Annotated in this window: 16 protein-coding genes; 13 read left to right on the forward strand and 3 right to left on the reverse strand. The window is 67.7% G+C overall.

All coding sequences use genetic code 11. The features are described from left to right. Nucleotides 1-14: 14 nt before the first annotated feature. The 3 genes from M446_RS03855 to M446_RS03865 all read right to left on the reverse strand — a co-directional run bounded on the left by M446_RS03855 (nt 15) and on the right by M446_RS03865 (nt 3,207). Nucleotides 15-2,129, reverse strand: a complete 2,115-nt coding sequence (locus M446_RS03855) for an alkyl/aryl-sulfatase (protein ID WP_012330766.1) — start codon at nt 2,127-2,129, stop codon at nt 15-17. Nucleotides 2,130-2,251: 122 nt separating this feature from the next. After that, nucleotides 2,252-2,491, reverse strand: coding sequence for a hypothetical protein (locus M446_RS03860; RefSeq protein ID WP_012330767.1), 240 nt, complete (start codon nt 2,489-2,491; stop codon nt 2,252-2,254). A gap of 107 nt (nt 2,492-2,598) precedes the next feature. Beyond that, entirely contained in the window at nt 2,599-3,207 is a 609-nt protein-coding gene (locus tag M446_RS03865; protein WP_012330768.1) for an HdeD family acid-resistance protein, read from the reverse strand. 795 nt (nt 3,208-4,002) lie between these two features. Between M446_RS03865 and M446_RS36725 the strand changes: the two genes are divergently transcribed. From M446_RS36725 to M446_RS36730, 13 genes are all read left to right on the forward strand, one after another. Beyond that, nucleotides 4,003-4,554 carry a hypothetical protein gene (locus M446_RS36725; protein ID WP_012330769.1) on the forward strand — a complete coding sequence of 184 codons (552 nt, stop codon included), beginning with the start codon at nt 4,003-4,005 and terminating at the stop codon, nt 4,552-4,554. Nucleotides 4,555-4,929: 375 nt separating this feature from the next. Next, on the forward strand, nt 4,930-5,271 hold the full coding sequence (locus tag M446_RS38510) for a hypothetical protein (protein ID WP_210161171.1): 342 nt from the start codon (nt 4,930-4,932) through the stop codon (nt 5,269-5,271). Beyond that, nucleotides 5,268-5,507, forward strand: a complete 240-nt coding sequence (locus M446_RS03875; RefSeq protein ID WP_012330772.1) for a hypothetical protein — start codon at nt 5,268-5,270, stop codon at nt 5,505-5,507. Before M446_RS38510 ends, M446_RS03875 begins: the two co-directional genes overlap by 4 nt. Nucleotides 5,508-5,517: 10 nt before the next feature. Beyond that, the gene (locus M446_RS03880) at nt 5,518-5,778 is read left to right on the forward strand and encodes a hypothetical protein (RefSeq protein WP_012330773.1); all 261 of its coding nucleotides are present in this window, start codon (nt 5,518-5,520) and stop codon (nt 5,776-5,778) included. 70 nt (nt 5,779-5,848) lie between these two features. Further along, on the forward strand, nt 5,849-6,283 hold the full coding sequence (locus M446_RS03885) for a DUF5681 domain-containing protein (protein ID WP_012330774.1): 435 nt from the start codon (nt 5,849-5,851) through the stop codon (nt 6,281-6,283). Between the two features lie 77 nt (nt 6,284-6,360). After that, a complete protein-coding gene (locus M446_RS03890) occupies nt 6,361-6,705 on the forward strand; it encodes a hypothetical protein (protein ID WP_265576521.1) in 345 nt (114 codons plus the stop codon). 50 nt (nt 6,706-6,755) lie between these two features. Next, nucleotides 6,756-6,974 (forward strand): hypothetical protein, encoded by a 219-nt coding sequence (locus M446_RS03895; protein ID WP_012330776.1) that lies wholly within the window; start codon nt 6,756-6,758, stop codon nt 6,972-6,974. Between the two features lie 389 nt (nt 6,975-7,363). Further along, nucleotides 7,364-7,615 (forward strand): hypothetical protein, encoded by a 252-nt coding sequence (locus M446_RS03900; protein WP_012330777.1) that lies wholly within the window; start codon nt 7,364-7,366, stop codon nt 7,613-7,615. A 202-nt stretch (nt 7,616-7,817) separates the two neighbouring features. Continuing rightward, entirely contained in the window at nt 7,818-7,946 is a 129-nt protein-coding gene (locus M446_RS38710) for a hypothetical protein (protein ID WP_265576522.1), read from the forward strand. Further along, on the forward strand, nt 7,943-8,494 hold the full coding sequence (locus M446_RS03905) for a hypothetical protein (protein WP_012330779.1): 552 nt from the start codon (nt 7,943-7,945) through the stop codon (nt 8,492-8,494). The genes M446_RS38710 and M446_RS03905 overlap by 4 nt, the downstream gene beginning before the upstream one ends. Further along, entirely contained in the window at nt 8,491-8,697 is a 207-nt protein-coding gene (locus tag M446_RS03910) for a hypothetical protein (RefSeq protein ID WP_012330780.1), read from the forward strand. Before M446_RS03905 ends, M446_RS03910 begins: the two co-directional genes overlap by 4 nt. Beyond that, nucleotides 8,687-11,479 (forward strand): DUF927 domain-containing protein, encoded by a 2,793-nt coding sequence (locus M446_RS03915; protein ID WP_012330781.1) that lies wholly within the window; start codon nt 8,687-8,689, stop codon nt 11,477-11,479. Before M446_RS03910 ends, M446_RS03915 begins: the two co-directional genes overlap by 11 nt. Next, on the forward strand, nt 11,472-11,924 hold the full coding sequence (locus tag M446_RS36730) for a hypothetical protein (protein ID WP_150108568.1): 453 nt from the start codon (nt 11,472-11,474) through the stop codon (nt 11,922-11,924). Before M446_RS03915 ends, M446_RS36730 begins: the two co-directional genes overlap by 8 nt. Nucleotides 11,925-11,926 lie beyond the last annotated feature (2 nt).

An 11,926-nucleotide genomic window follows, 5' to 3' on the forward strand; every position in this document is an offset into this window, starting at 1 on the left:
GCGGTCGGCCCCGGCTACTCGGCGATCGTCCGGCTGGGCTCGGCCCGATACGCCGCGGCACGGACCTGCTCCGGGGCGGCCTTCCCTTTGGTGCCCGGCATGATCTCGAAGCGCGGATCGAAATCCACCATCGTCGCGGCCAGTTGGGCCAGAATGCCCGCGTCGCCCTGAACCGTCGCGGTCCCGTCGGCGATCTGCGCCTCCAGGGTCTTGGCCCCGATCATCGTCTGCTCGAGAGCCGAGCGGTTGAGGGTCAGGGTCAGGTCCGGCTTCTCGGCCTGGAACCCCGCGATGTTGGTCAGCGTCGCGTTCTCCAGCTCGATGACGAAGCGCTCGCCGTTGTCCGGCGTGACCAGGTTGATGGTGAAGCGCATCCCCTCCGCCTTGCGGCTGTCCATGCGGATGGCGAGGAAGTTCAGGAACAGCTCGGTCGTCATCGCCCGCACCACGTCGGGGCTGCTCGAACTCGCCGTCTCGCCCTCCGGAATGCCGGTCCGAAGCTCGTAGGCCCCGGCCAGAAAGCTGTTGCGCAGGCCGGGATTCTCCTGCTGGTAGCCGATCTGCTCGAAAATGTCGGCCAAGAGCTCCTTGGCGGCCCGGTTGCGCGGCTCCGCCTGGACGAGCTTGTTCACGATCTCCTGGGCCAGCAGGTACTTCCCCTCGTCGTGCAGGCGGCGGCCGCGGGCGAGGATCGCCTCCGCGCCGCCCATCATCTCGACGTAGAGGGGGGCGCTCTCGGAAGGGGCGAGCGGGATCAGCGTCGCCGGGTTGCAGTCCCAGAAGCCGAGGTAGCGCTGGACGACGCCCCGGCTGTTGTGCTCCGGTGAGCCGTGATAGCCGCGGCAATGCCACGTCTGCTGCAGGCTCCGCGGCACCTCGTAGACGGTGTGGATCTCGTTGATCGTCACGCCCTGGTTCGCGAGGTGAAGCACCTGGTTGTTCATGTGGGCGTAGAGGTCGCGCTGCGCCCGCAGCACCTCCTGGATCCGCGCGTTGCCCCAGCGCGGCCAATGGTGGGAGGCGAACATCACCTCGGCCTCCATGCCGAAGCGGTAGAGCGCCTCGTTGATGTATTTCGACCAGTTGAGGGGATCGCGCACCGGGGCGCCCCTCAGCGTGTAGATGTTGTGCAGCGACGCGATGACGTTCTCCGCCATCCAGAGCGCCTTCATGTCCGGGAAGTAGGTGTTCATCTCGCGGGGCGCTTCGGTGTTCGGCGTGTTCTGGAAGATCATCCGGACGCCGTCGACCTCGAACTCCTCGATGGAATCGACGACGTGCCGGGTCGGAGCGATCAGGCCGGTGGCGCCGGCCGAGACGCGCTGGCCCAGGCCCTGCCCGACATAGCCGTGCGGTCCCGCCGGCAGGAGCAGCCCGTACTGATAGAACAGCCGCCGGTTCATGGCGTTTCCGGCGTAGACGTTCTCGGCCACCGTGTGGGCCATGAAATCGGCGGGGGCGATCACGGGCACGCGGCCGGACCGGACCTCCTCCTCATCGAGGATGCCGCGCACCCCGCCCCAATGGTCGCCGTGGGTGTGGGAGTAGATCACCGCCGAGATCGGACGCCCCTCACCCACATGCGCCTGGAACAGCCTCCAGGCGGCCCGCGCGGTCTCCTGGCTGATGAGCGGATCGAACACGATCCACCCCGTCCTCCCCCGCACCATGGTGAGATCGGAGAGATCGAAGCCGCGCACCTGGTAGATGCCGGGGACGACCTCGTAGAGCCCGTAATTGTTGTTGAGCCGCGAGATCCGGACCAGCGACGGGTGGATGCTGTCGAACTCGTCCTGCGCGTCGAGGAAGCGGAATTGCTGCATGTCCCAGGCGAGGTGGCCGGCCTCGGCCGGGATGGTCATGGCGGTCATGGGGGCGATCAGCCCCTTGCGCTGCTCCGCGAAATCCCTGTCGTCCGCGAAAGGGAGGGTTGCTCGTGCCCGGCGCAGCACGTCGCGCGTGAAGGTGGAGGGCGGCTTGCCCTGCGGGTGAAAATGCCCCTCGGGGGGAGGGACGCTCGCGGCTCCCTCGGCCCGGGCGACGCCTTCCCCCCACGCGAAGCTGCCAGCGACCGAGAAGGCCGCTCCTGCGCTCGGAAGCGCCTTGATGAACTCGCGTCTCGTCGACATGGGGCAGCTCCGTCCCGGGCCAAGCGAATTCGGTTCATCGCCTCGCGGCTCGCCAGAGTGCCGGAAGGCCGGGGCTGACCGGCCGCGGCTGCCGCCGCCGACAGCGCTCGCGGGACAGGCGATCAGCGCCACGCACAGACGCGGCGTCCCCGCCGCCACCAGCAGACCCTGCGACGGCGGCGGCGCGGGACGACGACGACGGCCTGGGCCTTCTCGACGAGGGCGTCGTCGTTCGCGTCGCCGACGGGCCCTGCCCTGAGAAGCACGGCCTCCGCGGCGCTCGGCACCAGAGCCAAGCCGGCGGCCGTGATGACGGCGCACGAAACGTCCCTGAGCACGGCGCGACGATGCAGCGATGCCATGGCCGATCTCCTTGTGCTGGTTGTGCTGGAACTCGGATGTCCGTCGCCGAGCGGGCGCGGAAGGCGGGCCGGCCGCCTGCGCCTCGGAGGTCCGCAGCGGATCCTCATCACGCCGTCGCGCCCAGATGGGGCGGCGGAACGGCCGGGGTCGCCTGCGCCCTCCCCGACAGGCCGACCCAGCACCACGTCGCCCCGGCGGCGATGAGGTCGCAGGACACGAACAATCCGATCGCCCACAGGCCCGAATACGGCCATTGCGCGATGAGGGCGGCGCCCAGCAGGACCGAGAGCACGGCGAACAGGATCACCGCGGCTCGGGACGTCTGCACCTCGTGCGCGACGGCCCAGATCGACCGGGCGATTCCCGAAGCGATCAGGGTCGCCCCAAGAACCAGCGTGAGGGCGAGCGACGCCTCGAGCGGTCGGACGATCGCGTAGAGCCCGCCGAGGAGGTACAGCAGGCCGGCGAGGACCCGAACGGCGCGGGACCGCCAGATCTCGGCCTCCTTCGGTCTGGCGAGAGCCTCGGCGATCTCGCCGAGGCCGGCCACCAGCAGGAGAACGCCGAACCAGAGCGTGCTGGCGATCGTGAACGCCACCGTCATGGAGAGGCCGACGAGGCCGAGGACCAGCAGTAGGACCCCGACCGCGACGAACCACCAACGGTTCCGCCCTGCATCGGCGGACGCATTTCCAAAGGCTGCCGTGCCGCTCATACGGCACCTCCATCATGTCGTGTGACGCCAAATCGGGGGGTGCAGACGTCTGACATGAGCTGCAGTCCCGCGCTTGATCGGCTGGGACAACGTCAGCTTACGGAGGAGCGGGCCGCACGGGGCCGCAGACGGGTGCCCTTTCGGCACGGCCGCAACAGAAAAGCGGTGATGCGAGCGGTCCGATGCTGTTCGAGACGTCTGCTACTGGATGGCGAGCTGCCCCTCCGACCGAGCCGCTCGAAGGTCTGGAAGTGGCGCATAGCCGAACAGGTCGGACGCGAACTCCTGACCCGAAGCTGTCCCTCGCTACGTATGCCGGAACGTTCAGTCGCGATAGGTTTTCAGACGGCTCGTCACCCGAGATCACGAAAGCCATTCCGGCCACGTCATAGCGTCAGTGATACCCTGGTCCTGTGAGGCCAGCCAGGCCAGCACGTTCGCCTATGGCAGTTCGGTAGTGAACTCCTCAACCGCTTACCCCTGCGTTCTGATTCAGGTTGTGGGGCGATCGGGCTATGATGGAGCGCATTGACCACACAATCGCCCATCGCACCGCCGCCTTAGAGATCCTGAGAATCGGTGCGACGCTTGATCGATGACCATTTGCTGTCATGTGACAGATTATTTATTACTTCGATTCGCTTTTTGCACATTCTTGATTGGACATCGAGGACTGTATGTCGATGTTGTATTTACTGATTATCTGATATAACATGCAATCACGCTGCGACCTCTCGCGCGACGCGTCGCTAGTTCGGCCGCTGATCCGATCGTCACTCTCCGCAGGAGTCCTCCTTGCCCTTCTCTGCTGACCACGGCCACCAGCCGACGCCCAAGCGCCTCGCCCAATCCGGCCTGATTGCCGCTCGCGGCTATGGCCGCACCACGCGTATCAGCACCCCGCCGCTCGATAACCTGCTCGCCCGCGGCGGTCTCGACCCGGACGGGATCCGCGCCCGAGCGCTGTGGACGGCCGGCGATCGTCTTCGCAACATGGCCCGCGTCGCGGCAGCCTCCGGCTACGGGACTGCCCGCCTCGACGGCATGCCGGGTGCTGCTCCCGGTCCCCGCGCCCCGATCACCGAAGCTGTCGAGCGCAGCAGCCGCGCCCTGCTCGATGCTGCGGCGCGGATAGATCCCGCCGACTGGCAGGTCGTGCATCTCGTGGTGGTCGAAGAGGCTCGCCTTGAGGAGGTTGGCAGAAACATGGGCTTCGGCCGCAAGAGTGCGGCACTCTCGGCTGCTAAGGCTTCACTCCGCCGCGGCCTCGCGAGCCTCGTCATTGCATGGAAACTGCTTCCGCCCACCGAGGCACCGTTATCCACGACACCATTCACACCGCGGTGATTGGTTTGTGTTGCACATAGATTGACATTAGGAACCCTGATCAGGTACGAATACGTATCTTCCCGTGTTGCGCCTGATTGCGGGCTCGTCCTGATGATGAGCCGCCGCGCAACTCGCTCCGTTTCAGATCGAAGATGGGCCGCCTTACCGAGGCGGTTTTTAGCCGTCCCTGTGGGAGTGCCCGTTGTCCGCGAATGATCACCGATTGGACCTTCTGACCGACCTCGCCGAGATCGGCTGCTTCGTGAGCTGGCCACCCCGCCGAGTGCAACACCGCGCCCTGTCCGGCGACCTGCTCACCTTCAAGGTTGGTCACCACACCTGCGCCCACCGCAGCACCCCGCGGGAGTGGGCGGCCTGCACCGAGCGCGGCCCTTGCCGACCATCACCGGATCCGCAGTGTCGCCTGATGCCCGTGATTTGAGCCCCGCGGATCGCTTCGGCCCGTGGGACCTCGCCATCTCCTCCGTCGAGCGCATCGCCCGGCTCCGCGCCCTCCGAGCCATCGCCCACCTGCACGCCGGTCCTCGCGCCGAGGCGCTGTGCAGCCGTCTGCGGGACGCCGAGCACGATCCCGCAGCCCTTCCCGGGGCAATGGCCGCCCTGGACCACCTCACCGCTGTCGGTCGGCGCCGCATCTTGGCGAGCTTCGCCGCCATCCACCGCCGGAGCCCGGCAGCCCACTCTTCCAACAGCCTGTCCCCGAACAGCCCATGAGCCAGCTTAAAACCCGCCTCTCGCGCCTTGAGGCGCAGCGTGCCGCTCGGCCCGTTCCCTTCGGGGTCTACGCCTTCGAGGGCCCCCTCAACATCGCCGAGGATGAGGCGGCGGCGTTCCTCCGTTCGTGCGGCCACAACCTCGGCCAGCATGTCATCCTGCGGCAAGTCGTGGCGGCCGAGAGTGGGGAGCCCGTCGACCTACCTTGGCGGGATCTCACGCCCTTGGTGCGCTGAGGGCTGGCCAATGCCACCGCTGCGCGTCCGTCTCGCCAAGCTGGAGGCTCTCATCTGCAGCCTCCAGCCGACGATCCGGCTCTTCTTCTGCGATGGTCCGGCCGGAGAAGCGGGCGACGAGAGCAGGGCCTTCCTGCGCTCCCGCGGCCACGATCCGCAGCCGCACGACATCGTCGTCAGGTTCATCGGCGCGGAGAACGGCAAGCCGAAGGATCTGCCCTGGCGGGATCGCACTGCAACCCTGCGCGGGCGGAGCCCAGACGCCGGATAAGCCGGTCAACATCATGTGCTGTGGCTGTACCCAACCTGATTTTACAGCCACCTCATCAAGGATCAACCGAATGCCAGGCAAAGGACGCCGCTTCGAACGCGGCCAGAGCGGCAACCCCGCGGGAAAGCCGAAAGGCGCCCGAAGCAGGACGACACTCGCTCTTGAGGCCCTGCTGCAGGGTGAGGCGGAGTGCATCACCCGCAAAGCCATCGAGTTGGCCATGCAGGGCGACACGGTGGCGCTGAGGCTGTGCCTCGAACGCCTGATCCCGGTCAGGAAGGACCGGCCGGTGCCGTTCGGGCTGCCGGCAATCGAGAGCCCCGCCGACCTCACCAAGGCGACGGCCGCGCTCCTCGACGCGGTGGCGCGTGGCGACCTCACGCCCTCCGAGGCTGCCGAACTCGGCAAGCTGGTGGACGCCCACCTGAAAGCGATCGAAGCGACCGAGTTCGCGGCCCGCCTTGCCGCCCTCGAACAGTCACAGTCGAAGCACGGAAGGTGCTAGTGCCCAGGTTATTCGACCGCTTGGCTCGCCTTGAGGCCGTTCACGCCGATCAGACCAGGGACGCCGCCCCGCCCGGGATGCTGGGCACCCTGATCAGCGCCTGCGCCATCGCCCTCGGCGGCTATCCGCTGCCGTCCCATCCGTGGCCGTCGCGTTTCATGGACTCGCCGAGTGACGGCTTCGCCCGCGCTCTCGGCTTCGCGGACGATGAGGATCTCCGCGAGCAGATCGAGGCTCATCCGAACCTCTGGGGGAAGCGCTTCGACCTCGCGATCACCGCGATGTTCCGCACTCAGGGCGTCGGCCGGGAGGCGGCGGGCGAGGCAGAGCAGTTCCGGGCGCTGGTGCGCATCCTCGGCTCGGTGAGCAAGGACCGAGGCTGGATTGGCGCGAGGAACGCACAGGCCACCGTCGACGATTAGATGAGGTCTGCCGGTTTCGATCCTGCGGCGATCCGGGCGGAGGCGCGGTCGTGAGTACCATCGGCCGGTTCCCGGGTGCGCAGGTACCGACGTCGCAGTACCGCTTCATCCGCAGCATCGGCTTCGTCGGCGACCTGGAGGTGATGCTCGCCCTTGTCGGCACCGATGACACGGCGCCGATCGCCGTGCTCCTGCGCCACGGCACCTTCCTGCACGAAGCCGCCGCGCGTCCGCTCCAAGTTCCAGCCGCGTCGCGGTGGGCACGCTAGGCGGCCAAGTTCTGCAACTACGCCCCGCCCCCGTCCACGCGCGCCGCGATGATCCTCGACGCCGTCGGGATCGGCTGGCTGCGGATCAGCCGCTAACCCAGCACCCAGGTGGGGAAAAGATTTCCCCACCCGCCACACGCCACCTGTACAAAGAGTTTGTACAAAGCTGCAGCAACAGTGCAGCACGGGCAGGGGAAAAATTCCCCCTCGACGGGGAAAAATTCCCCCTCGACGGTGTAAGAGTTTCCCCTTCACAAATTGAAGCGGATTAGCACTTGCGTAGCGTTGGGCACGTGTATTAGATTGGTCGCGTTGTGGGGGCCGGCACACCAATGCCGGTCCTTCTGGGTCCCGCCGCAGGTCGGCCCCGCGCGTTGCACCTTGAGGCAATGGCGCTGCACGACAAACTCATCAATGAAAACTTGGAGGCAAGCGTGCCTGAGCCCCGCCGGAGGCTGAATCCGCTCCACCCTCGCATCGACGAAGGCGTACGACTGTACACGGTCCTCTCGGACCGCGATGCCCGCCGCTTCGACGACTACGCATTCTCTGTCCGCGAGCGCAGTCGCGCCAAGGTCTTGCGCGAGTTGGCGTTGATCGGCCTCGCCGTGAAGCTGAAAGAGCTGAAGATCTCAAGCTGACAAGCCGCGCTTCCGCGCATCCTATCAACACTCAATCGAGAACGAAGGCCCGGCGCGCCGGCTCCGTCAAACGACGGCAGGATTATCGCGTCGGCACGGAATCACTATGTCTTTTGAAAAGAGCAAATAAGCCCAGCAGCCATCCCCATCTCCCCAGATGATGGGCTGCCGGGGCTTCGATGATCTAGGAGTGTCTACCGCAATGTCGGAAGATTTCTACACCGCCGACGTGGCAGCGGCAACCCTTGCCGCCAAGTTCGGCGTTAGCCCCGAACTGGCGCTTGTCATTGCCGACCTCGCTTGCCTCGGACCGAGGGAGGCGCGGCGATGAGCGTCGTCTACCACTACACCGACACGGCACGGCTGCCGTGGATCCTGAGGTCGGGCGAACTCCGTCCCGGCAACAATCGAATTGGGGGATTCCCCGATCCGGATTTCCTCTGGGCAACGACCTCTCCCGTTGGTGAACGCACCGCCGCTGCCTCAATGCAAGCGCTGCGCGCCGGGTTGACCCGCCTCGTGCGCTTCGTCCTGCCGGCCGAGGGGTTCGACACGTGGCCCGAAATCGTCCGCGCCTACCCCGCCTGGACCCGCGAGCACGTCGCGCGCCTGGAGCACGCCGCGAAAGGAAAGAGCCGCCCGCAGGACTGGCGGTGCCGGGTTCAGCCGCTGCCGGCCGAGGTATGGCTCGGGATCGGGACCCGCAGCTTCACGGACACCCGATGGCTGCCGTTCGACTCGAAATGTGTCGCGGAGCAGTTCGGCGAGCGAGCGCTCGGGCTCTGGTTTGGAAGCAAGATCTACATCTCTGAGGAGGTGGAGCACCCTTCCGGTGCCACTGGCTACAGCGTCACGGTTGGCACCCGGAGGGCAGCATGAACTCGCCCTCGCTCCTCGTCGAGACGATCACCACCCGCGACTCCGTGCTGGAGCATTCGGATGGGTCGTGGGTGACGCTGCCGCGCCCGCCGCTCGGCCTCGGCTGGGTGATCGCCGACAGCAGCCGTGAGCGCCACACCGTCTGGCGCCGCATTCGCCTCGCCCGGGTTGGTCACCGGCAGGAGGCGCCCCGTGCGCGCTGAGGCAATCGACCTCCGCGCCGTCGCGCGCGCGCTCGGCGGCGACCTCCGCAACGGGCAGGTGCTTGCCCCGGGACCCGGCCACTCGGCCGAGGACCGCTCCCTCTCCATTCGGCTGAACAAGGACGGCACCGACATCTCGGTCCATTCCTTCGCGGGCGACGATCCGATCACCTGCAAGGATTGGGTCCGGTCGCGCGCAGGGCTGCCCGCCTGGTCTCCCCACTCCAGCATCCAGCCCGCGATGCGCCTCTCGGAACGCACCCGGCAGCACCTCAACCTCAAACCCACCCACAACAGTGTGGAGGCGCCCGCCATGGAGCGCGCCATCAGCACCGCGCCCACGGCCGACGCCCACGTCCTAAGCCTCGACGATCACAGAGCCTCCCGCGAGACCATCGACGAGATCGTCGTGCCGATCCCGGCCGAGCTCCCGGCGGTCAGCTTCCGCGACAACGTCTTCGGCGACCCGACAGCCTCGTGGTCGTACCGCGACGCGCAAGGTCACCTGCTCGGCTACGTCCTGCGGTTCGACCCGCCGGGCCGGCGCAAGGTCTTCGTGCCGGTGACCGTCTGGCGGCGCGGCGGCGAGCCGCGCTGGACCCGAAAGAGTTGGCCGAAGCCGCGCCCGCTCTACGGACTCGACAGGCTTGCAGCGAGCCCGAACGCCTCGGTCATCGTCACCGAAGGCGAGAAGGCGGCGGACGCCGCGCAGATTGTCTTCCCCAACTCGGTCGTGGTGACGAGCCCCGGCGGAGCCGAGGCGGCGGGCTCGGCGGACTGGCGCCCACTGGCCGGCCGACAGGTGATGATCTGGCCCGACGCGGATGCGCCCGGCCGCAAGTACGCGCGGACAGTCGAGGCGGAACTGACCGCCATCGGCGCGGGCACCGTCATGATGATCGACCCCGACGCGGTAACTGCGACGGCACCGTCGGGACAGCCGCGCGACCCGGTTGAAGGCTGGGATGCGGCCGACGCCCTCGCCGAGGGGTGGGACCCGCAGCGTCTGCGCGAGGTCGCGCTATCTCACGCCGGCCGCGTCGAGCCGGCTCCGGCCTACGTCTCGTTCCACCCCTACGCGATGAACAGCGGCGGCCTCACTGTCGAGGTGATCAAGGGCCGGGGCGAGGCGCGGACCGAGGAGACGATCTGGTGCGCGGCGCCGTTCGAGGTGATCGGCCGGGCGCGCGACCCGCAGGGCCAGGGCTGGGCGCGGTGGCTGCGCTGGCGCGATCCGGACGGACGGCGCCACGAGTACGCGGTGCCCGACGCTGCGCTTCACGGCGACGCCGGTGCGCTGGCCGCCGAACTGGCGAGCCGCGGTCTGACCGTTTCCCGCAACGGGCGCGGTCATCTCTGCGACTACCTCAACCAAGTGCGGGTGAGCGCCAGGGTCACGGTTGTGCCCCGCACCGGCTGGCACGTTGTCGGCGATCAGCAGGTGTTCGTGCTGCCGGATCAGGTTCTCGGCCAGCCTACGAACGAGACGGTAGTACTGGTCGGTGCGGCTGCGGCACCCTACTCGGCGCGAGGCACCCTCGACGGTTGGCGCCGCGGCGTCGGCCAACTCTCGGCCGGGCACGGCCGCCTCGTCCTCGCCATCGCGACTGCGCTCGCCGGCTCGCTCGTTCACCTGGTCGGCGGTGAAGGGGGTGGGCTCAACCTCTACGGCCAGTCAAGCAAAGGTAAGACCACTACGCTAAGGGCAGCGGCGAGCGTGTGGGGACGCGGCTCGGCCGATCCCGGCTTCATTCGCTCCTGGCGCGCCACCGCCAATGCCCAGGAGGCCACGGCGGCGATCGTCACCGACACGCTGCTATGCCTCGACGAGATCGGCGTGGCAGAGGGCCGGGATGCCGCGGCGGCGGTCTACCAACTCGCTTCCGGTGTCGGGAAAGGCCGAGCCGCGCGGGACGGGCACATCCGCAGCCCGATGACGTGGCGGGTGCTGACGCTGTCCACGGGCGAGATCCCGATGGCCGCCAAGATCGCCGAGGATCGGCAGCGCCGCGCATATGCGGGACAGGCGGTGCGCCTCCTCGACATCCCGGCCGATGCGGGCCGCGGCTTCGGGGTCTTCGATCATCCGGGCGAGGAGGGTGACCCGGCCCGCCTCGCCGATGCGATCAAGAATTCGGCGCTCGGGGCATTCGGCACCGCGGGCCCCGCCTTCGTCCGTGCTCTCGTGGAGCGCGGGCTGGAAGAGACCACGAAGCTCGCGATCAGCGTCATGAACGACTTCGTGGAGGAGCACGTCTCGGCCGAAGCGGATGGGCAGGTGCGCCGCGCCGCCTCGCGGCTCGGCCTGATAGCAGCCGCAGGCGAACTGGCGCGCGCCTTCAACATCGTCCCGTGGTCCGAGGGCGAGGCTGAGGCCGCTGCCGCGAAGGCGCTGGCGGACTGGATCGGAACCCGAGGCGGCTCTGAACCAGCCGAGGTGCGCGAGAGCATCGCCAAGGTGCGCCAGTTCTTCGAGGCGCACGGTGATACGCGCTTCGAGCAAATCGGAGACGTGGAGGCCCGGCCGGTCACCAATCGGGTCGGCTGGCGCAAGGGCCACGGCGAGGAGCGGGTCTGGCTGGTGTTGCCGGAGTCGTGGAAGAATGAGGTGTGCGCCGGGCTCGACCCGGTGGCGACCGCCCGGGTGCTGGCCGAGCGTGGCATGCTGCGGCCCGACCGCCAGGGCAAGTTCCAGCGCATGGAGCGCACGCCTGTCAGCCCGCAGCCGATCCGGGTCTACGTCGTGCTGCCGACCATCTTCGACGGGGGCTCCGATGCGTGAGGAAACCCTCCGTCGACTGCGCGAGATCAGCCCTTCCCTTTCTGCCACGAAAACCGGTGCTACAGGTGCTACAGGCCGTGTTTCACTGGGTCGCAGCACCTTGTTGCACCGGCCGTGTCGCGTGAGTGCGCCAAAAATCACCGAGCGGATTCAGGCGTGTAGCACCGTTGCACCTGTATCACCGCAAAAACAGGAAGGTGGTGGGATCCGTAGCACCGGAGCACGTGCAACGGGCGGTGCAACGGCGCATTCGGAGTCGGTGCAACAGGTGCGAAGAGCCGATCCGGTCGCCCTGGAGGACTGGCTCGCAGCTTTTGATGAGCGCGCTGCCACCCTGGAGTTCGACGGCGGCCACGGTCGTGTTGCAGCCGAGCGCTTTGCTCTCACCGAAACCGAAGCAGCGTTGGGCAAGCGCCCTGTTCAAGCGAGCAAAGGGGAGGAGTAGCG

The sequence above is a fragment of the Methylobacterium sp. 4-46 genome, from assembly GCF_000019365.1.
Taxonomy (GTDB): Bacteria; Pseudomonadota; Alphaproteobacteria; order Rhizobiales; family Beijerinckiaceae; genus Methylobacterium.